This window comes from Mycobacterium sp. NGS69, from assembly GCF_059812165.1.
Genome location: NZ_JCALCD010000006.1, coordinates 57,453 through 77,971, shown reverse-complemented (window position 1 = coordinate 77,971; position 20,519 = coordinate 57,453). Strand labels below are relative to the sequence as shown.

The window sequence follows — 20,519 nt, the reverse complement described above, 5'->3', positions numbered from 1 at the left end:
TAATGACAGTCTGGTGAATCCGTTAGACAGGACACCCGATGGGGTCTTCGACCGGCCTATTCGACGTCGGCGGTCAGCGCCTAGTCACTCCGCCGATTCGCGGGCGGTCAGCCGAGCTGAAAGTGATCGGCACGCTGCTCGCGGCGGTCGCCCAGGGGCGCGGGGGCGTACTGGTCATCGAGGGGCCGCCGGGAATCGGGAAGAGCCGCTTGTTGACCGAGGTCCTGGCGCTCGCCGAGAAAGCGGGTCTTCGGGCACTATTCGGCGAGGCCTTCGAGTACCAGCAAACGGTGCCGTTCTTCTCGCTGTTTATGGCGACGCTGCGCGCCGATCCCCCGGTTGGAGACGCCGAGGCGATGCGCGAACTGGGCGGCTCGGCGGATCTGGGCTATTGGGTGGTCAACGATCTGCACAATGCGATCAATGCCGCGGCGGCGGAAACCCCGCTGGTGATCGTGTTGGAGGACCTTCACTGGGCCGATACGGGCACGCTGTTGGCGCTGCGGTCGCTGGCCGCCGCGGGCCCGGATGCGGCGGTTTTGTGGGTCTTGACCGCCCGCACCGGGGCCGGCGGGCCGGCGGTGCAGGAAACCTTGTCGGTGCTGCACCGCACGAACGCCACATTCGTGCGATTGGGGGCCGTGGCGCCGGATGCGGTCGCCGACATGGTTCAAGACGCGGTGCGGGCGACGGCGGATGAGTCTCTATTGACGCTGGCCGCCAAAGCGCACGGCAATCCATTCCTTATCGGTGAGCTTGTGCAGGGTCTGGGCGAGGAGAACCGCCTGAACGTCAGCGGCGGACGGGTGATGGCCACCGGAGATGCGCTGCCGCGCCGGCTGGGCGTCGGTATGCAGCAGCGGCTGGACTTGCTCTCCGAGGGTGCTTCGGAGGTGGTGCGGGTGGCCGCAGTGCTGCCCGACCGGTTTTCTGCTGGCCTGCTGGCCGCGATGCTGGAACGGTCACCGGCGTCGCTGCTGTCGGCGCTCGAGGAGGCAGTGCGCACCGATCTGCTCGTGGAAGATGGTGAGCAGCTTAGGTTTCGGCATGATTTGCTGCGTGAGGCCACCCGCCAGTGCTTGCCGCAATCGCTGCGGCGGGCGATGGAGCGCCAGTCGGCGTCGGTCATGCTGGGCATGGGCGCAGCCCCGGCCGAGGTCGCTACCCAGCTGGCGCGCAGCGCAGAGCCCGGAGACCGGGAGGCGATCGACGCGCTGCGCGAAGCCGCGGAATCGGTGGGCCGCGGCGACGCGAGCGCGGCCGCGGACTTGAGCAAGCGTGCATTGGAGCTGCTGCCCGCCGACGATGCGGAGCACGGATCCCTGGTCGCGGATGCGGTGGAGTGGCTCAACAGGGCCGGTCGCCACGGCGAGGCCGAAGAATTGGCCGTCGAGGCGCTCGCAAATGCGGTCTCACCCGAAGTCGAGGCCGAGATCCGCCTCCGGCTCCCGGCGCACACCAAGCACACTACCCAGTGGCGGGCGGAGGAGAATCGCCGAGCGCTCGAGTTGAGCGACATCAGCGAGGTCACCCGGGCGCGGCACCTGGCGTGGTTGGCATACAACCTTGTGTTGCAGGACAAAAGAGGGCAACAGCGCACGGCGGCCGACGAGGCCGCCGCAGCCGCGGCAGCTACCGATGATCTCGAAGCCACGATCATGACCGAGGTCACCCTGGCTTTGCTCGACATTGGCGAGGGGCACAGGGTCCGCGCCCTAGGCCGCCTCGAACAGCTTTGTTCGCTCGGCTACACGAATGATGCGGCCTTGGCGCATCACTATGCCGGGATGTACTACGCAATCCTGCTGGCAGTGGTCGGCCGGTTGGACGATGCGACGACCCGGATCGCCGACGGCGTAGCGCAGACCCGCCGAGAAGGGAACGCGATGGTCCTCAATATGTGGACTGTCATTGGTGGGATTGTTCACCTCGCTGCGGGCCGGTTGTCGGCCGCTCGCAATGCGGCTGAACCCCTGCCATCCCCACAGCCGGCAGGCGTGAGTGAGCCGGACCTGCTGCGCATCGTGATTATGGCTTCGGTGGCGGCGCGTACGGATGACCGAAACATGTTGCAGCAGATGGCCAATGACGCACACGACGCCTACTCCACCGGCTCGCCTGCCATCCGTCGAGGAGCGGCGTATGCGCTCGCGCTGGCGGCATGGCATCGCGACGACGTTCACGAAGCGGTGCGCTGGCTCGGCGGCGATATCGCCCTACTCGGAACACCACTGCAGGTCTATGCCTTAGATCGCGTGATCTTGAGTGCGCAGGTGGCGTCGGCCGCCGGTGATGCCGGCTTGCGCGCACGGGTCCTGCAGGCCGCCGAGATGCTGGAATCCGACCAGCCCGCCGCGCCGCTCCTGGCAGGGGTGGCCGGGTACGCCCGCGCGATACTCGAGAGCGACGCCTCAGCATTGGTGGCTGCCACCGACGCGCTTCGCCCGTCGTCGCGGCCGCTCCTTTACGCCAGCGCCGCCGAGGACGCCGGCGGCGAACTGGCTCGCGCGCGGCGCATCGCCGAGGCGCTCGACCACCTGAACGCGGCATTCGACACCTACACTGCGTGCGAAGCGATTGCCGATGCCCGCCGCGTCGGCCGGGCGCTGCGCGGACTGGGCGTGGAACGGCGGATCGTCACACATCAGCGGGCAAAATCGGGCTGGGACAGCCTCACCCACTCCGAGCTGAAGGTCATCAACCTCATCGCACAAGGCGCGACCAACCGCGACGTCGCCGCCGAACTGCACCTCTCCCCCCACACCGTCAAGACCCACGTCCACAACGCATTCGCCAAACTCGGCATCACATCCCGGGCTCAACTGGCGCAATTCATGCACCGCTCGGATTGACCAGTCCGTCAAATATCAAGGCGGCTAGGCCTACACCGTGCCGGCCCTAAAGATCACCCGCTGGGTGATACGACCAGGGCGCCCGCCCTGCCAACGTAGTCATTGGACTCCGGATCGCCGCAACCACCGCCCCTCAACCTGGAACCGGCGCCCGAGAGCAACGAAACACATGAATTGAGAAAACGATGATGAGCGCAGTGTGGGGAATGTTGATGATGATGCCGGTGGTCTTTGGCGTCGGTGGATACGTGTTGGTGACCCGACGACCATGAGCACCCGAAGACGACGGGCCGCTCGCCGACGCCCAACGACGTCTCACTTTGAGACGCAAATTCACCTCATGTTGAGACGCTGACTCGCTGCCCGCGGCGGTGTCATGAGTCGTACGAGCATTGCATCGATTGGAAAAGAGGAGAAATACGGTGAGCGGGCATAGCGTGAGCGCGGCTCACGAGAAAGTCCTTAGGCCGTCGGCGCGACGTGGGTCCGCCGGTTTAAACGGGCACCGCGAGCGTGCGCCGGAGGTCATCGGGGACAACGCATCTGATTCAATAGGATCACCCCGATTGCCGGGCAGAACAAGCCCGCTCAACCCTGCAGGTAAAAACTGGGATGCCGCGACGCCAGCGACCACGCATGACGCGTCAACGCCACGTGTTCCCGCCCGGCCACCGGGTTCAACGGGTTCGCAAAGTCCGGACATGACCGGCTCAGCTGGACGTAGCGTCAACGGTGTCGGTGAAGCCGCTGCGCGAGCAGTTCTACTCGCCACCAAGCTGCACGTCCCGGCCATCGGAGCCCAGCTCGTTCACCGGGCCGCCCTGCTCGAGGCACTGTCGGCGGGACGCGGCCGCAAGCTAACCCTGCTGAGTGCTCCGGCGGGCTGGGGCAAGACGACATTGCTGGCGCAGTGGGCCCTCGGTGCCGGCGAGGACCAGCGATTCGGCTGGCTGTCGCTTGACTCCTCTGACACCGACCCGGTGTGGTTTTGGATGTACGTGGTCGCCGCGCTGCAGAAGATGAGTCCGGGGGTCGGGGTTCGCGCGCTCGAACTCCTGGGGATGGGCGCCGACCCCGTGCAGGTCGTACTGCCCACCCTGCTGAATGATCTCGACACGATCGTCAGCCCGATGGTCCTCATCCTCGATGACTACCACCTGGTGGTCAGTCGAGCGGTGCATGAGCAGCTGGCATTCTTCACGAGCCGGATTCCGGCGAATCTGCACTTGGTGTTGGCCACCCGATCGGATCCGATGTTGCCCTTGGCTCGGCTGAGGGCCAGCGGCGAGCTTGCCGAAATGCGAACCGACGATTTACGTTTCGGCGCTATCGAGGCGGGTCATCTGCTGAACGATGTCCTCGGGCTCGACTTGGCTCACGAAGATATTGAATTGTTGCACCAGCGCACCGAAGGGTGGGCCGCCGGCCTCTACCTTGCCGCGCTCTCGCTTGCCGGGCGTGCTGATACCGGCGCATTCATCAGAACGTTCGCCGGCGATAACCGTCATATCGTCGACTACTTGATGGCCGAGGTGCTCGACGCTCAGCCACCGGAACTGCGCAACTTCTTGCTACACACCTCCGTGTTGGGACGACTCAGCGGTGCGCTGTGCGACGCGGTGCTGCAAACGTCTGGCTCGGCCTCGGTATTGGCAAAGATCGAGCGCGAAAACCTGTTTGTGGTGCCACTGGACATGTCGCGTCAGTGGTATCGGTATCACCAGCTGTTCGGAGAGTTGCTGCGCACCGAGCTGCGCCGCAGCAAGCCTGATCTCGTCGCTGACCTGCACCGGCGAGCCGCGACCTGGTTCGAGACCGAGGGCCTCATTGATGAGGCGGTGCGCCACCTAGTCGCTGGCGGTGACATCGCGCGCAGTGCCGATCTGATCGCCGCGGACTGGGGCGACGAAGTCAACGGGGGCGGCGTCTCGACCGTCTCCAGCATGCTTGATCTGCTGCCCGAGCAGACCGTCCTACAGGATCCGAGGCTGAGCGTGGCCCGCGCCTGGGTCTCGCTCAGCGTTGGTCAACTCGACGACGCCGCCGAGTGGATCGAGGCAGTAGAGACCCGATCCACGGCCAACAGCGCAGATGGTGCCGCCATCGACGCCCAAATCGTCGTATTGCGCGCGGTTCACTCGTTCAAGACGGGCGAAGTCGCCGCGGCGCTCGAAGCGGCTCGCCGGGCGATCAACCTCGATCTCGGCAAAGCGCCGTTGGGCCGATCAAATGCCTACTGCATCTATGGATCCGCGCTGTACTTTTCGGGCAGCACCCGCGAAGCGCAAGCCGCCTTCCGGCGGGCCGTGGAGCTGGCCGAGAAGATGGGCGATCGTCGCGCCCGCATCTACGCGCTGGGTCATCTGGCGCTGATTTCGGCCGAACAGCGCCAACTCGCAGACGCCGAAAGCCAGATCCGCCGGGCGTCCGGCAGTTCTCGAGACCTTGCGGACGCCGAACACCTCGTGGACGTGATGGTGTCGCTTGCCACGGCCGAGCTCCTCCGTAGGCGCGGTGACGCGACTGCAGCGTTGGCCGCCGCCGACGTGGCCGTCGTGTCGGCGCGCCAAGGCGGAGCGACACTCGAGGTGGCCAAGACGCTGCTGGTCAGAGCGGAGGTCTTCGCGCATCTCGGTGACCACCAGAGGGCGAACGCCACCCTCGAAGAGGTCGGCACCCTGCTACGCGGTTGCGCGGACGCCGGCATCGCCTCGACCTTGCTCACTTCGGCCGGGCTGGGCGCGGGCGTCGCGGTGACTTCACGCAACGACGGGTACGCGCTCGGTGAGGAGCTGACTCCCAAGGAGCTTGAGGTTCTTCGCCTGCTCGCCACCCGATTATCGCGGCGTGAGATCGGTGAGCGGCTGTACGTCTCGCTCAACACGGTGAAGACCCACCAGCGCGCCGTGTACCGCAAGCTCGGCGTCGAGCACCGCAGCGCGGCGGTCAGCCGGGCGCGAGAACTCGGCCTGTTGTAATTCACCTTCCGGCATCCCGCGGGATGTGACCAGTCACAAATTGCCTTGTTGGACAACGCCTCCCGTTTAATCACCCGGGTGAACGGGCCTCGAGGGTGACGACATGTCACCCCGCCCGGCAGCACCCTCATAGATGACAAAGGGCCGCGGATCCTTCGCGCTTGCGCATGCCCTCCGACAAAGCTGCAGGTGGCCCGCCGATGGGGCCGCCGGAAAACCGTGGCCAAACCACGACCGGGTGGCCAAGTAAGTGGAAATGAAGGGAGACGGATCTGATGGCTGTGAGTGAGACCACCGAGGACGGTCGGCCGACAAGTCGTGTGTTGCCACTGGCCGGAGCCGCACCGCTGATCGCGCGCTATGGCCTGGTCATCGTCCTTGCCTGGTTCGGCGCAATGAAATTCACCTACTACGAATCCCACGGCGTTTCACCGTTCGTGGCCTACAGCCCATTTCTGGGCTGGGTCTACCACTTCATGTCGATCAGCGCGTTCGGCCGAGTGCTAGGAACGACGGAGTTGATGACCGCAGCGTTGCTGGCCTTGAAGCCTTGGTATCCGAAAGCCTCCGTCGTGGGCGGTGTGTTGGCGACGGCGTTCTTCCTCGGCACGCTGAGTTTTATGGTCAGCACGCCGGGGATTGGTGAACCTACCGCGGGCGGCTTCCCCGTCCTATCGGCCAATGGCGAATTCCTCATGAAAGACATCGCGCTCGTGGGCTTGGCCCTATGGCTGTTGGCGGACTCCATCCGTGCGACTCAACGACGCCAGGCACCGGATCCATGCGACGTTGAGAGATGAAGCGACACAACCGGTTTACTCATCCTGAAAGGAGGAATGCGGAGCGATGAGCACACCGGTCCCCCGCCATTACGACCTGGTGGTCTTGGGCGCCGGCTCGGGCGGATACGTCGCCGGGATCCGCGCGGCCCAACTCGGTCTGACGGTCGCGATCATCGAAGAACGCTACTGGGGCGGCGTCTGCCTCAATACAGGGTGCGTCCCCTCAAAAGCCTTGCTGCGCAACGCCGAGATCGCCTCCATCCTGACCCATCAGGCAGACGAGTTCGGTATCCAGGGTGACATTCGTCTCGACTATGCCCGTGCCGTGTCACGCAGCCGCGAAGTCGCCGACGCCCGGGTCCGCGGCGTGCACTTCCTGATGCGCAAAAACAAAATCACCGAAATCGACGGTCGCGGCCGCTTCAGCGGCTCCCATACAGTCGACGTACAGCTACGTGGCGGCACCACCACCAGCCTCCGCTTCGACAACGCCATCGTCGCCGCGGGCTCACGGGTGCGGATGCTGCCCGGGGTCAGCCTCGGCGACAACATCGTGACGTATGAACAGCAGATCCTCGACGCATCTATGCCCGAGTCCATCATCATCATCGGCGCCGGCGGAATCGGGATGGAATTCGCCTACATTCTCAACAGCTACGGCGTCGACGTCCAAATTCTTGAGTACGCCGACCGCGCACTCCCCAACGAAGACGCTGACGTCTCAAAGGAATTGACGCGCCAATACCGACGCCGCGGCATCGCCATCCAGACCAACACACGAGTCGACTCGGTGACCGACCACGGTGGCCACATCACCGTCACCTACACTGATCGCAACAGCCACACCACCTCAGTCGACGCCGGCCGCGCGTTCATCTGTATCGGATTCTGTCCCAACGTTGAAAACATCGGCCTCGAAATGCTGGGCGTGCGCCTCACAACAGGCGGGGCGATCGACGTCGACGACTACATGCGCACCTCGGCTCCCCACATCTTCGCGGTCGGCGACGTCACCGCCAAAGCGCAACTCGCCCACGTCGCCTCAGCCCAGGGAATCATCGCCGCCGAAACCATCGCCGGCTCCCCGACCATGCCCTTGGACTACCGCATGATGCCACGCGTGACCTTCTGCCAACCCCAAGTCGCCAGCTTCGGCTACACCGAAGACCAGGCCCGCGCCAGCGGCCTTGATATTCGAGTCGCGAAATTTCCCATGCAAGCCAGCGCCAAAGCGCACGGGCTGGGCGAACGGGCCGGCTTCATCAAACTCATCGCCGACGCCGCCCACGGCGAGCTGCTCGGAGCTCATCTCGTCGGTGCAGAAGTCAGCGAGCTACTCCCCGAACTGACCGCCGCCCAACTGTGGGACCTGACCGCCACCGAGCTGGCCCGCAACGTGCACACGCACCCCACGCTCGGCGAGGGGCTACAGGAATGCTTCCACGCCCTGACCGGCCACGCCATTAACCTGTGATCACACCGAGGGCAGGCACGACCCGGATTCGTGATGTCCTCGTCGTCGGGTCGGGCCCAGCCGGTTACACGGCGGCGATCTACACGGCTCGGTCGGGGCTGGACACCCTTGTCGTCGAAGGCCGTGAGCCCGGCGGTGCGCTGGTGGCCGCCGGGCGGGTAGACAACTACCCCGGTGTCGGCCCATTCGTCTCGGGTCCCGCGCTCGCTGACGCGATGCGGCGACAAGCACAGCATTTCGGCGCCGAGTTATGCCGCGGCCGCGTCGACAGATTCGAGTTCGGTGACGGGCTCAAGACGGTCAGCGTAAGCGATGCCCAGCACCATGGCCGTGCCGTGATTCTTGCCACGGGCTCGGCCCCGCGGTCCCTCAACGTGCCCGGCGAACACAGGCTCCTCGGCCACGGCGTGAGCACCAGCGCGAAACGCGACGGCGCTCACTTCACCGGACGCGACGTCGCCGTCATCGGCGGCGGCGACGGCGCCGTTGAAGAGGCGCTTCACCTTGCACCGCTGGCCCGCCACGTCACCCTCATCCACCATCGCCCACAACTACGGGCATCCGCCATCGCCGTTGCTCGTCTTCAGGCACATCCCAACGTCGCGATCCTGACATCCGCCGAAGTGCTGGCCGTACACGGTGGCCAACACGTCAGCGGGGTGCGCATACGCGACAGGCGCCGCGCCGGCGATTTCACCATCGAGGTTGCGGCTGTCTTCGTCGTTGTCGGCCAGACGCCGTGCTCGGATCTCTTGACCGGACTCGTCGAGCTCGGTGCCGGCGGCCACATCCTGACCGAAGGCGATACGAACCATACCTCCGCGGAGGGCGTGTTCGCGGCAGGCGACCTGATCGACCGCCGCTACCGCCAAGCAGTCACCGCCGCAGCCAGCGGCTGCGCGGCCGCACTCGACGCGCAGCGCTGGTTGAGCCAATCGCGCTGTCCCCGATGAGAAACCACTGCCAGGAAAGCAAAGAGCCCTCATGAGAGGTCAGCGTTCAGTGTCGTCGGTTGACGTGGATGGTGTCTCGTTCCGGATGGCCGCGACCGATTGAGCGTCCTCCACGGTGATCTGGCATGCCCCTTGAAGAACGCTTCGCACCTCGTTGGCAGGTATGGCCACAGCGCCCGAGTGGTCGGCGAAGATGTAGTCGCCGGGATGGATCCCGACCCCCGCGAGTACTACCGAGCGGTTGGCCTCGTAGGGGGTAACCACGTCACCACCCCAGCGCGTTGCTTCGCCTCGGCAATAGATGGCTAGGTCCAATTGCGAGAGCTCCGCGAAGTCACGAACTCGACCGTCCGTGAGAATGCCCGCCAGCCGGTGGTTTTGGACACGCGACAGCTTAGTTCCGCCGCCAACTGAGGTGTCGGTGTATCCGTTACTGGCCAAGACGAGCACACGTCCTTCAGCGCCATCAGCGATAGCCTCGTAGAAGAGCCGCTTGAAGTTATAACGTTCAGGAGCCAGCGCGATTCGACATGTCGGGAAGTAAGAGATTGTCACGGCCGGTCCAAAAAGCACGCGGCCGGGCGTGGGACTCACCAGATCGAGCAGATCGCAGCGATGTTGATGTAGTCGCCAGATCGCGTCCACCACGTCAGCGGTACGGACACGACGAGCGAGCGCGTCGAGCGACTCGGTCACTGAACCGAGATCGGGACACGCCAGGACTGGGCGCCCCGGAAGTCGAGCCACACATCGGTGCGCGTTTGCACGAGCCGGGCCAAAACCTCCCCGCAGCACGGGCAGCGCACCACGATGCCGGGCCCGCGGTGATAGACGTGACCTTCGGCGAATGCCCTGGTGCAACGACATTTCCCGCAGGTCAACATCGCGGTGGTGACATCGAATCCCAGCACTTCGGCGAAGGCGCCCGCGGCCGCATTACCGTCGACGTGAGTCGGCTCGGTCATCTGTGCCTCGTTTCCGGATTAGTTGCTCGGTCCGAACCGCTCGGTCCGGATGGCCGACGGCTGATGCCCCTGCTCGATCAGCGTCACGGTCACCGATTCCACGAATCCCGTTGGTCCGCACACGTACACGCGCGCACCGTCGGCCGGTGCCCACCCCGCCGTTGTGAGATCAGCGCCGCGGACCCGGCCGGGCGGCCGGGCGGCCCGCGGCGGAGTCACGCGGGTGTAGACCAGCGCGACCTGCAGCCAGCCGCATTCGCGTTCGAGCCGGCCCAACTCTTGGGCGTAGTACACGTCCTCGGGGCTACGGACCGAATAGACGAGCCGAAACTCGTTGCTACCCTTTTCTACCCGCTGTCGCAGCATGGCCATCAACGGCACGATTCCCGATCCGCCGCCGACGAGCAGAACCCGAGCCTTCTCCTCAGGCCGCCAGACGAACCAACCGCCGATGGGTCCACGAAGTTCGATCTCGTCTCCAGCAACAAGTCCGGTGAGGTAGGGCGAGACCTCCCCGTCGGGAATCTGTTGCACCGTGAGCTCGATGCGCTCACCGTCGGCCGGCCTGCTCAGTGAATAGCTACGCTGCGCGCTGTACCCGTCCTCAGCGGTCAGCTTGAGATCGATATGCTGGCCGGCCAAGTGACCGCTCCAGCCGGGGACGGTCAGCCCGATAGTCTGCGCAGATTCGGTCTCGGATTCAGAGTCCACCACACGCGCGACCCGCCAACGCAACTTCGGTGTCACGTGGGCGTTCACAGAATTCGTCAATCTCCGGCGTAGCGTTGTTCTTGCCATGGGTCGCCGTAGTTGTGGTAGCCCAACCGCTCCCAGAATCCCGGTGCGTCGCTGTCGCGCAGCTCGATGGACCTCACCCACTTCGCGGACTTCCAGAAATACAGGTGAGGCACCAGGAGCCGCGCCGGGCCGCCGTGCACCGGGCTAAGCGGTGCGCCCTGGTACGCGTAGACGATCCAAGCCTTACCACCGAGAAGGTCGCTCAACGGGAAGTTGGTGGTGTAGCCGCCGTAGGAACCGACCAGTGCGAATCCGGCAGCGGTATCGGTCGATTCGAAAAGCGTGTCCAGGGAGACGCCTTGCCACTCGGTATTCAACTTGGACCAGGTGGTGACGCAATGGATGTCCACGTTGAGCCGCTCGCTTGGCAGGGACTTGAACTGGTCCCAGGTCCACGAGCGTTCGACGCCGAGCTCATCGCGAATGGTGAATCGCCAGTCATCAAGATTGATCCGCGGTGTCGGTCCTGCTTGCAGGACGGGAAAGTCCGCGGTCAGATGCTGGCCGGGCGGCAGGTCGGGGGCCGATGCGGCGCGGCGTCCGCGAAAGCCTTTGTTGACGACACTCATTGGTGTTCACGACGCTGGTCATCGATTATCATTCTGCCCCTGCCGCCTTCGGTAGCTGGAGGACTTCGCCGGCCGTGAACTGGGCGTCGGCAGCGCAAGCGAATCCCATCGACAACACCGTACGGGCGAATAAGACATCGGTGAGATATGCGAGCGCGACCGCCCAGCGGTTGACCAGCCGCGGAAGCGCGTAGAGGTGGTAGCCGCGGGCGACAATCTTGGCGGGATAGCCCGATAGGTGCACGCCGAGCGGGTTGGCGACGGCGTAGCGCGGGCCCAGGTCGACCACCATTCCCTTGTCGCTGTGACGGTAGTCCTTCCGCTCGCCGTATCCGAGGCTTGCGGCGACGTTGTGGGCCAGCGTCTTACCTTGTCGGATTGCGTGCTGGGCGGTCGGCGGCGCGATCTTGCCCGGCTGGGTTAGGTCCGGAACGGCCGCGGCGTCGCCCGCGGCAAACACGTCCGGGTGACCTGGCACCTGCAAATCGGTCCGCACCTTCAGCCGACCCCGCTCGGTCCCCAAGCCCAACGCGGCGATCAGCGGTGACGGGGCCACGCCGGCCACCCACGCTACCGTATAAGTACCGACGCGCGAATCATCGGTGAGCACAACATGATCGGCGTGAACCTCCTTTAGGGTCGTGCCCAACCGTATGTCGATTCCCCGAGAGCGCAGCACACGCATCGCCGCGTCGCCGAGCTTCTGCCCCAGCTCGGGCATGACGTGGTCGGCCAAGTCCAGCAGCACAAACCGCACCGAGGCCCGATCGAAGCCCATCTGCTTCGCCGCCGCATCGGCGAGCGCACGCAGCTGCGCCGTCAATTCGGAACCGGAATATGACGCACCGACAACGACAATCGTGCGTCGCGCGGCCGCGCGCGCCTTGTTTTCGTCGACGCAAGCAAGTTCCAACTGCTCGATCACACGATCACGCAGGTACAGCGCCTCGGCCGTCGACTGTAGCCCGTGTGCGTGTTTGGCCAAGCCGGGCGTATCGAAAGTCCGGGTCACCGAGCCGGGGGCTAGGACCAGCCGATCCCACGACAGCGTCCCTGTGTGGCCCTCCGGATCGGTGAACGAGACCAGACGCCGATCGAAGTCAACACCGTCGACCCGGCCGCGCACCGCCTGCACGCCCTTGAGCGTCCCGGCCAGCGGAACACAGACAAACCGCGGATCGACCAGCCCACCGGCGACGTCTGGCAGCAATGGCGTGTACTGCAGATAATCGACCGGCGAAACGATGGTAACCCTCACATCCGAGGCGCGCGCCTTACCCAGCCGTCGGGCCAGTCGGCGCGCGCATTCGAAAGCGGCGAACCCGCTGCCGACAATCACAACGGACGTGGCCGGTTTCGCCTTCTCCGGTTGACGGTGAAGTGGGACCGCACTCATATCGCTTCTCCTGTTCGGTATTCGGGTGTCCACACACGGTTGAGGATCTGCGGGGTGGCGGTCAGTTAGCTGTAGAGATCTCCAGCAAGAGCATCGCCCGACCCAGATCGGTCTGTCACCACCCCTCAGCACGATTCACCCGGGTGATAACTCGAAGGGCGCGGCAACAGGCGCAGTTGGGCCGCACCGAAGGAAACCCTGAAGCGCTCGCACCACAGGATTACGCTGCTGAGTGCGTGGGCATCGGCGCCGTTGGGCACCGCGTAACCGGCATCGCCCCGGTTGGCGCGCAGGCGGCCAAGGTCTATGTGGTTGCTGTCTGCAAACTTTCGCCAGGGAAACCTGGCATGGTCGACCGGCGTGTCGCTGAGCCATACGCGTAATCGCGGCCCCAGAGTGGTCTGCAGGTTTTCAAGCCACAGGATCCGTGCCCCGTCACCGAGGACAATGAGGCGCGCCACACCGCTGGTTCGGTGGATGTGAGCGGTAAATTCTCCGCAGTGGGTGGTCTGCGCTTGAGACGGCAGCCGTTCATTCGCAACAGTCCTGATCAACAACTTCCACGGCTGTAGCCACCACAGGGCCATAGGCAGTCCAACGATGGTAATCGCTCGCCGAAAGACGGAATGCGGCATCAGCCCCGGGAACCACAGAGCCCTGGTCGGCCCAATTACTTTGCGCATCAGTTCAGATCATCGTTGGCAATGAGTCGCCGCGCAGCCTCGGTGATCGAGCCGGACAGCGACGGATAGACCGCGAGCGTCTGCGCCAAATCGTCGACGGTGATCCGGTTTTGCACAGCCATCGCGATCGGCAGTATCAATTCCGAAGCGATCAGCGCGACCACCACGCCACCGATTACGACGCCGCTGTCCTGCCGGCAAAACAGTTTGACGAAGCCGTGGCGCAGCTCCGAAATTTTCGCCCGCGCATTGGTTTTCAACGGCAACATGATGGTACGGGCCTGAATCGAGCCGTCATCGATCGTGGTCTGTGAGACGCCTACCGTCGCGATCTCGGGGTGGGTGAACACCGTCGCCGCGACGGTGCGCAACCGGAGCGGATTAACGGCTTCACCGAGCGCGTGATACATCGCGATCCGGCCTTGCATCGCGGCAACCGAGGCCAACGGCAGGACGCCAGTGCAGTCCCCCGCAGCGTAAACGCCCGCGACCGGCGTCCGCGAGACCCGGTCGACGGCAATGTAGTTTCCCGGCCCGGGTTCGATACCCACGCGCTCCAGACCTAGCCGGCCGGTGTTGGGCACTGACCCAAGTGTCATCAATGCGTGGCTTCCTTCGACGGTGCGCCCGTCGGTCATCGTCACCAGCACCCCGTCGTCGGTGCGCGTCACGGATTGTGCCCGTGCCTTTTTGATCAGCTTGACGCCGCGTTGGGCGAATGATTCCTCGAGCACCTGCGCGGCGTCGGCGTCCTCATGCGGCAGCACCCGGTCGCGGCTGGCCACCATCGTCACGGCCACACCGAGTTCGGTGTAGGCATTGGCGAATTCGATGCCGGTCACCCCGCAACCCACCACGATGAGGTGGTCGGGCAGCGACGCCAGGTCGTAGAGCTGGCGCCAGGTCAGGATGCGCTCGCCGTCGGGCTGCGCCGACGGCAGGATCCGGGGGCTGGCGCCGGTTGCGATCAACACCACGTCGGCATCGCGCATCGTGATCGTGCCGTCGCGCGCAGTCACCTTGACGCGGTGACGTGCCAGACTGGGTGCGGCATCCACCAGCTCGCCACGTCCCGCGATCAACTCGACACCCAAGGTCAGCAGCTGGTCGGTGATATCCAGGGATTGCTCGGTAGCGAGCGTCTTGATCCGCTGGTGGATATCTGCCAAACAGATCTTCGCGTCGTCGAAGTCGGCGTCGAAACCGAGGCGGGTTGCCCGTCGCAGTTCGGTGCGAAGGCCGGTGGAAGCGATCAATGTCTTCGATGGCACGCAGTCGCACAACACCGCGGCACCGCCGACCCCGTCGGAGTCGACAACGGTGACGCGGGCTACGGCGGGACCTCGCGCAGCTGCAACCAATGCCGCCTCGTACCCGGCCGGGCCGCCACCGAGGATCACAATGCGGGTTACCACAGTTCGAATTTCACCAACTGGCGTCTTCATCGGCGACGATATGCATGGCGGCTTCCTCAGCCGAGGCAGCGCCGCCATCGACGCCAACGTCGTGGGCACGGTAATCCGTACCTGGATCCGTAGCGTCGATGTCGAAGGCGACGAGCCGACCTGCGCGCACGTCGCCGACCTGATCGTCGATTGGCTCACCATCGCTGTCGGTGCTGTCACCGATTCCGTCACCATCCCACTGATCGGTCACGTCGGGCACCTCCCGGGCCAGTCGGCGCGCCAGACTTTCATGGGTCCGCGCTTCCCTCGCGGTGATGCCCCACGCCCGTAGTTCACGCGGGCGTTCCGGGGGCGAGTAGCCTTCGTCGAGGTCAATGCCAGTCTGTTCGGAGTCCAGGCTTTCTTCTGGTTCCAGCAGATGGGCTTGCACGTCATCGAATTCAGAGATACCCATCAGCCCGGTATCCCTTCACACCCGTCCGGTGGTTGTCTCATCCGAGCGCCTCAAGAAGGTCGCTGCAGGCCCGCTCACAGCGACGGCATACGTCGGCGCACACGCGGCAATGCTCGTGTTTCGCGGCATGCTGGTCGCACTCGTCTGCGCTCGTCTTACAGGCGACGACGCACGTTTGGAGCACGGCCCTGGTGAGGTTCGCGTCGTAGTCCGTGTGCCGGGACAAGACGCGGCCCGTTGTGGCGCAGACATCCGAGCAGTCAAGGCAAGTACGGATGCATTTGGTTAAGTGATAGACATCGTCCTCACTGAGGCAGGCGTCTGCACACGCTGTGCAGGCTTGATCGCATTCAAAACAGGCGTCGATACATTCGATCAGCTTCGCTATATCGATCTGGCCGAGATCGCGTGGATAGGTCTCCAGCATTCTCCTGGCAGCGCTCACTATGTCCTCCCTGTTCTGTACCAGCCTTTGCCACGCAAGGTGCCGCTAGCATGACGCGGCGGGGGGTGAACTGTCGTCGCCCATCACCGTCATTCACCCGGGTGATAGTGGACGTGCGGATGGCGTCCTCGACACCACTGCAGCGACCGTTCCCAGCACCGAAGGCCGACTTGATCGAGTAGGTGGCGCGGGCGCTCATCCGGATGAATTGCATCGGCGGGTGATGACCACTCACCCCGCGGTGGTGGATGCTGGCACCAGATTGAGAAGCGGAGGCGGAACTCCCTGGTTCGCGCAAGTGGAGGCCAGCCTCGGTGCACACAAACACTTTTCGCGACAGGAGGAACATGCCGTGGCTCGCATGCGCGCGGAATGTACACCGGTGCCGGGCGACCCGACGGCCGCTCAATTTGGAAGCGCTGTCATCCCGCTGCTTGAGCCTCTCTATCGGCAAGCTCTTCGGATGACCTCCAATCGATCGGATGCGGAGGATCTGGTGCAGGAAACGATGCTCAACGCTTATGCCGGTCTACGGAACTTCGAGCCAGGGACGAACCTCAAAGCATGGCTGCGGCGGATCATGACCAACACGTATATCAGCAGCTACAGGACCCAAAAGCGCCGTCCGGTGCAACACCCGACTGGTGAGATCAGCGACCAACAGTTAGCGGCGAGTGCCCCACGTATGCCTGGGGGCCTGCGGTCGGCCGAAGATCACGCGCTTGAGATGCTGCCACACCCCGACCTCAAGGCGGCAATGATGGTCTTGCCTGAGCAACTTCGCGTGACGGTGTATTTCGCCGACATCGCGGGATACTCGTATAAGGAGATCGCCGCCATGACGGGGGCCCGGCAAGGCACCGTAAGTTCGAGGCTCAACCGCGGACGAAAACAGTTGCGTGATTTACTATCCGACTCGCCGATCAACCATGCGCCCAGAACAATCGACGGGCCCGAGCGGAGCCACCCAACGGCGTGCAATTGTCAACGGCGCCGAGCGCAGCGGGCGTCATCCGGCCGGCAATGAGCACTATTCGAGGAAGTTCCCGGCATGGGTATCGAGTTCATCCGACTCGATCAGTAGAGCAGCAGGCCTGATGAATAACTCGACCGCTCAGCGCACGGCGAAGACTTCCCGGTCGTCACCCCGGAATGACCTGGCTCTACCTGCACCGGAACACCTGGCGTTCTATGCCGGCGTCGCCGCACTGGCCCTATTTGGGATTATGGAATGGCCTGTCGCCGCTGCGTTGGTAGTGGGGTACACGCTTGTCAACGCACAGCACAACAAGGTTCTTCAATCACTCGGCGAGGCGCTGGAAGAAGCCTAGACCGCTGAAAGTTGTACCGTTTCACCGTGTTTAGCGTTGGAGTGCTCGCGACCAGGACGCCGCGAACTTGGACACCCCGTCACACTCCAGCACAGCGAACACGTTCGGCAGATCGACACCGACGGCGGTCAACCGGTCGAACACCTCCTGGGCCTGCACCGCCTTGCCGGTCACGGTGTCGCCGGCGACAACGCCGTGATCGGCCACCGCCTCCAACGTGGGTTCCGGAATGGTGCTGACCGTGTTGGGCGCCACCAGTTCGGTCACGTACATCGAGTCGGGGTAGGCGGTGTTTTTCACTCCGGTGGAGGCCCATAGTGGCCGTTGCACACGAGCACCCGCGGCGCGCAACGCGGCGTAGCGCGGTTCGGCTTCGAAGACATCCTGATATGCCGCGTACGCCAATCTCGCGTTGGCAATGCCCGCCTGTCCCCGCAAGGTGAGTGCCTCATCGGTGCCGATAGCCTCGAGCCGCTTGTCGACTTCGGTGTCCACTCGGGATACGAACAGCGACGCCACCGAATGGATTTGGGATACATCAGCGCCCGCCTGCTGTGCGGTTTCGATGCCAGCTAGATAGGCGTTCATCACCGCTCGGTGACGGTGGACGGAAAAGATCAGCGTCACGTTGACTGAGACACCTTTGGCCAACGTCGCGGTGATCGCGGGCAGCCCCGCCGCGGTTGCCGGTATCTTGATAAATACGTTGGGTCGGTCCACGATCTTGGCCAACTCGACCGCCTGCGTGACTGTCGCATCGGTGTCGTGCGCCAGCGACGGGTCGACCTCAATGGACACTCTTCCGTCGACGCCGTCGGAGGCCTCCCACTGCGGGCGCAGTACATCGCATGCCGCCCGGACGTCGTCGGTGATCGCTGTGCGGACTGCGGTGTCGATGTCCGTACCGCGAGCCGTCAGCTCCGCGATCTGGCCATCGTAGGCGCGACCGTTTGCAAGTGCATGCTCAAAGGTGGACGGGTTAGTGGTCACGCCGACAACGCTTCTCGTGTCGATCAGCTGTCGCAGCTTGCCGGATTGCAGCAGGCTGCGGGACAAGTCATCCAGCCAGACCGACACCCCCGCCGTCGACAGTGCAGCCAGATTCGGGTTCTGAGTCATCGCGTAGCCGCCCCCCGTCGACTGTTGGGCCGCAGTAGAACCCATCCTGCGGCGTATGCTGCGCCACACAGCACCAATGGCGCGTACGCGCTCAAAAGCACCTGCCAATCAGGCGGAGTTGCCGCGCCCCTGCCTTGTGTTACCGGGCCCATGTCGTTATTGAGTGGGCTCGACACGTTCAGCCGTCGTCACCCTTGCGCCGGCATCGTCACCCCGGTTGGGTACTTTCCAATCGGGGCGGACGTAGTGGCAGGTGTAGCCGGATGGGTAACGTTGCAGGTAGTTCTGGTGCTCGGGTTCGGCTTCCCAAAACTCGCCAGCCGGGGTGACCTCGGTGACGACCCTGCCGGGCCACCGACCCGAATCCTCGATGTCGGCGATGGTGTGCACCGCGATTTGTTTCTGCTCGTCGTCCAGATAGAAGATTGCCGACCGGTAACTGGTTCCGACATCGTTACCCTGACGGTTCTTCGTGGTCGGGTCGTGGATCTGGAAGAAGAATTCCAACAGTGCCCGGTAACTGGTCTCGTCTGGGTCATAGGTGATTTCGAGTGCCTCGGCGTGGCCGGGGTGATTGCGGTAGGTGGGGTGAGTGTTGCTGCCGCCGGTGTAGCCGACACGGGTGGACACCACACCGGGCTGCCCGCGGAAGAGGTCCTCCATGCCCCAAAAGCACCCGCCGGCGAGAATGGCGATCTTGTTGTGGTCGGTCATGATTGCTGCTCACCGACGCTTTGTGGTTGCTGCTCTGAAACATCTTTCGTGAACAAGCGCAGATATTGCCCATAACCCTGGGCTTCCAGCTCGTCGCGGTGGATGAATCGCAGCGATGCCGAGTTGATGCAGTAGCGCAAGCCGCCAGCTTCTGTGGGGCCGTCCGGAAATACGTGCCCCAGATGGCTGTCTGCGTGGGCTGAGCGCACCTCGACCCGTTCCATGAAGTGGCTGTGGTCGCGCCTCTCAACGAGGCTATCTGCGTCGATGGGCTGGGTGAAGCTCGGCCAGCCGCTTCCGCTGTCGAATTTGTCCACCGAGGCGAAAAGCGGTTCGCCAGAGACGATGTCGACGTAGATACCGGGTTCATGGTTGTCGCAGTACTCGCCGGTGAACGGGGGCTCCGTGCCGCTCTCCTGGGTAACGTGGTATTGCTGGGGGCTGAGCGCGCCGACCGCGGCGGGATTTTTGCTGTATTGGTGTGACACCTGGTCTCCTTCGTTCGCGCACACGTGATATTGATGCGCTTGGTGTTTCGGTAGGTTCGCGGTTGGCGTCCGGTTAGTTGCGACCGGCCATGATGCCGCCGTCGACGTTGAGAATCGCACCGGTGACCCAACTGGCCTCATCAGACAGCAGGTACGTCACGGCGTTGGCAATGTCGGCCGGGGTGCCGACTCGTCCCAGCGGATGAAGCGGCGCGAAGGTGGCAAGTGTGGCATCGATCTCGTCCTTCGGGATGAACCCCTCGTACAGCGGAGTCTTGACGACAGCCGGTGCCACCGCATTGACGCGAATCTTGTGCCCGGCAAGCTCGATGGCCAGGTTATGGGTCAGCGCGTGCAGTCCGGCCTTTTGCATCGAGTACACGGACGATGGGGTCGCACCGATCGCCTGATGTGCCCACATGCTGCCGATGTTGACGATGGACCCGCCCTCGCCGCGACTGATCATCCCGTCAACGACGGTCTGCGTCAGGAAGAACAGGGCGTAGTTGAGCTCCATGTACGAGTCGTAGGTCAACGCGTCGTACTCGAGAAACGGCTTGGGGACAAAGAATCCGGCTGCGTTGACGAGCAACGTCGCGTCGCTATGATCCTCGGAAAGCGCCCGCTGGACGTCGGCGACCGCGCTGCGATCCGTCAACTCCGCGGTAATCCCCCAAGCCTGTCCACCTGCGCTGGTCAGTTCGGTCACGGTGTCATCGACACGGTCTTTCGACCGGCCGACGATAACCGCGCTACCGCCGTGGCGCACGATATCGACGGCGACCTGCCGGCCCATTCCGGCGCTGCCGCCGACGACGATGACCTTCTTGGAATCGAAATGCATTGTGAGACCCTCCTGCGAATCATTCTCGAGTGCTCCCGCGGGGCCATTACTGCCTTGCCCGCAAGAAGATTTGTTGCCGTCGCGTCGACACACAGCACCCCGTATGTCGGCGTTGAACTGGCTTTAGTCTGGCGCGCCGCGGGGTGAGCCGTCATCACCCCATCGTCGTTTCACCCGGGTGAGTTTGGATCTCCGAGGCCCAATTGCGGCAGACGTCGTCGATTACGCCAGGAGCGGTGCGGATCCGCGACAAGGTTCTTAGGCTGGC

Annotated in this window: 20 protein-coding genes; 7 read left to right on the top strand and 13 right to left on the bottom strand. The window is 64.1% G+C overall.

The window, feature by feature from the left end:
* Positions 1 to 38 precede the first annotated feature (38 nt).
* The 5 genes from AC5Y2S_RS18610 (at position 39) to AC5Y2S_RS18590 (ending at position 9,039) form a co-directional block, all read left to right on the top strand.
* Positions 39 to 2,852 (top strand): helix-turn-helix transcriptional regulator, encoded by a 2,814-nt coding sequence (locus AC5Y2S_RS18610; RefSeq protein WP_499957509.1) that lies wholly within the window; start codon positions 39 to 41, stop codon positions 2,850 to 2,852.
* A 701-nt stretch (positions 2,853 to 3,553) separates the two neighbouring features.
* Positions 3,554 to 5,830, top strand: a complete 2,277-nt coding sequence (locus AC5Y2S_RS18605; protein ID WP_499957508.1) for a winged helix-turn-helix domain-containing protein — start codon at positions 3,554 to 3,556, stop codon at positions 5,828 to 5,830.
* A gap of 275 nt (positions 5,831 to 6,105) precedes the next feature.
* Entirely contained in the window at positions 6,106 to 6,630 is a 525-nt protein-coding gene (locus tag AC5Y2S_RS18600; protein ID WP_499957506.1) for a YkgB family protein, read from the top strand.
* Positions 6,631 to 6,676: 46 nt separating this feature from the next.
* Complete coding sequence (gene lpdA / locus AC5Y2S_RS18595; RefSeq protein WP_499957504.1) at positions 6,677 to 8,086, top strand: dihydrolipoyl dehydrogenase; 1,410 nt, start codon at positions 6,677 to 6,679, stop codon at positions 8,084 to 8,086.
* The gene (locus AC5Y2S_RS18590; RefSeq protein ID WP_499957503.1) at positions 8,083 to 9,039 is read left to right on the top strand and encodes an NAD(P)/FAD-dependent oxidoreductase; all 957 of its coding nucleotides are present in this window, start codon (positions 8,083 to 8,085) and stop codon (positions 9,037 to 9,039) included. The genes lpdA and AC5Y2S_RS18590 overlap by 4 nt, the downstream gene beginning before the upstream one ends.
* A gap of 39 nt (positions 9,040 to 9,078) precedes the next feature.
* Here the strand turns inward: AC5Y2S_RS18590 and AC5Y2S_RS18585 are convergent, their stop codons facing one another.
* The 9 genes from AC5Y2S_RS18585 to AC5Y2S_RS18545 all read right to left on the bottom strand — a co-directional run bounded on the left by AC5Y2S_RS18585 (position 9,079) and on the right by AC5Y2S_RS18545 (position 15,737).
* Complete coding sequence (locus tag AC5Y2S_RS18585) at positions 9,079 to 9,735, bottom strand: RraA family protein (protein ID WP_499957502.1); 657 nt, start codon at positions 9,733 to 9,735, stop codon at positions 9,079 to 9,081.
* Positions 9,732 to 10,004 carry a DUF6510 family protein gene (locus AC5Y2S_RS18580; RefSeq protein ID WP_499957501.1) on the bottom strand — a complete coding sequence of 91 codons (273 nt, stop codon included), beginning with the start codon at positions 10,002 to 10,004 and terminating at the stop codon, positions 9,732 to 9,734. Before AC5Y2S_RS18580 ends, AC5Y2S_RS18585 begins: the two co-directional genes overlap by 4 nt.
* A gap of 18 nt (positions 10,005 to 10,022) precedes the next feature.
* Positions 10,023 to 10,802, bottom strand: coding sequence for a ferredoxin reductase (locus AC5Y2S_RS18575; RefSeq protein WP_499957499.1), 780 nt, complete (start codon positions 10,800 to 10,802; stop codon positions 10,023 to 10,025).
* The gene (locus tag AC5Y2S_RS18570) at positions 10,772 to 11,371 is read right to left on the bottom strand and encodes a sulfite oxidase-like oxidoreductase (protein WP_499957498.1); all 600 of its coding nucleotides are present in this window, start codon (positions 11,369 to 11,371) and stop codon (positions 10,772 to 10,774) included. The genes AC5Y2S_RS18575 and AC5Y2S_RS18570 overlap by 31 nt, the downstream gene beginning before the upstream one ends.
* 28 nt (positions 11,372 to 11,399) lie before the next feature.
* The gene (locus AC5Y2S_RS18565; RefSeq protein WP_499957496.1) at positions 11,400 to 12,767 is read right to left on the bottom strand and encodes an NAD(P)/FAD-dependent oxidoreductase; all 1,368 of its coding nucleotides are present in this window, start codon (positions 12,765 to 12,767) and stop codon (positions 11,400 to 11,402) included.
* Between the two features lie 125 nt (positions 12,768 to 12,892).
* Positions 12,893 to 13,354 (bottom strand): DM13 domain-containing protein, encoded by a 462-nt coding sequence (locus AC5Y2S_RS18560; RefSeq protein ID WP_499957495.1) that lies wholly within the window; start codon positions 13,352 to 13,354, stop codon positions 12,893 to 12,895.
* Positions 13,355 to 13,449: 95 nt separating this feature from the next.
* Complete coding sequence (locus tag AC5Y2S_RS18555) at positions 13,450 to 14,865, bottom strand: NAD(P)H-quinone dehydrogenase (protein ID WP_499957972.1); 1,416 nt, start codon at positions 14,863 to 14,865, stop codon at positions 13,450 to 13,452.
* Positions 14,866 to 14,875: 10 nt separating this feature from the next.
* Positions 14,876 to 15,310: a DUF5709 domain-containing protein gene (locus AC5Y2S_RS18550; protein WP_499957494.1), complete on the bottom strand. Its 435-nt coding sequence runs from the start codon at positions 15,308 to 15,310 to the stop codon at positions 14,876 to 14,878.
* 37 nt (positions 15,311 to 15,347) lie between these two features.
* Positions 15,348 to 15,737 carry a four-helix bundle copper-binding protein gene (locus AC5Y2S_RS18545; protein WP_499957970.1) on the bottom strand — a complete coding sequence of 130 codons (390 nt, stop codon included), beginning with the start codon at positions 15,735 to 15,737 and terminating at the stop codon, positions 15,348 to 15,350.
* Between the two features lie 379 nt (positions 15,738 to 16,116).
* Here AC5Y2S_RS18545 and AC5Y2S_RS18540 point away from each other — a divergent pair, with 379 nt between their 5' ends.
* Together AC5Y2S_RS18540 and AC5Y2S_RS18535 are read left to right on the top strand one after the other, a co-directional pair.
* Positions 16,117 to 16,782, top strand: a complete 666-nt coding sequence (locus AC5Y2S_RS18540; RefSeq protein ID WP_499957968.1) for a sigma-70 family RNA polymerase sigma factor — start codon at positions 16,117 to 16,119, stop codon at positions 16,780 to 16,782.
* A 70-nt stretch (positions 16,783 to 16,852) separates the two neighbouring features.
* Complete coding sequence (locus AC5Y2S_RS18535; protein ID WP_499957492.1) at positions 16,853 to 17,086, top strand: hypothetical protein; 234 nt, start codon at positions 16,853 to 16,855, stop codon at positions 17,084 to 17,086.
* 30 nt (positions 17,087 to 17,116) lie between these two features.
* Here AC5Y2S_RS18535 and tal read toward each other — a convergent pair whose 3' ends face one another.
* The 4 genes from tal to AC5Y2S_RS18515 form a co-directional block, all read right to left on the bottom strand.
* Positions 17,117 to 18,205 carry a transaldolase gene (gene tal / locus AC5Y2S_RS18530; RefSeq protein ID WP_499957490.1) on the bottom strand — a complete coding sequence of 363 codons (1,089 nt, stop codon included), beginning with the start codon at positions 18,203 to 18,205 and terminating at the stop codon, positions 17,117 to 17,119.
* Positions 18,206 to 18,361: 156 nt separating this feature from the next.
* On the bottom strand, positions 18,362 to 18,919 hold the full coding sequence (msrA, locus tag AC5Y2S_RS18525) for a peptide-methionine (S)-S-oxide reductase MsrA (RefSeq protein WP_499957488.1): 558 nt from the start codon (positions 18,917 to 18,919) through the stop codon (positions 18,362 to 18,364).
* Entirely contained in the window at positions 18,916 to 19,407 is a 492-nt protein-coding gene (msrB, locus tag AC5Y2S_RS18520) for a peptide-methionine (R)-S-oxide reductase MsrB (RefSeq protein WP_499957487.1), read from the bottom strand. The genes msrA and msrB overlap by 4 nt, the downstream gene beginning before the upstream one ends.
* Positions 19,408 to 19,480: 73 nt before the next feature.
* Positions 19,481 to 20,251 carry an SDR family NAD(P)-dependent oxidoreductase gene (locus tag AC5Y2S_RS18515; RefSeq protein WP_499957966.1) on the bottom strand — a complete coding sequence of 257 codons (771 nt, stop codon included), beginning with the start codon at positions 20,249 to 20,251 and terminating at the stop codon, positions 19,481 to 19,483.
* Positions 20,252 to 20,519 lie beyond the last annotated feature (268 nt).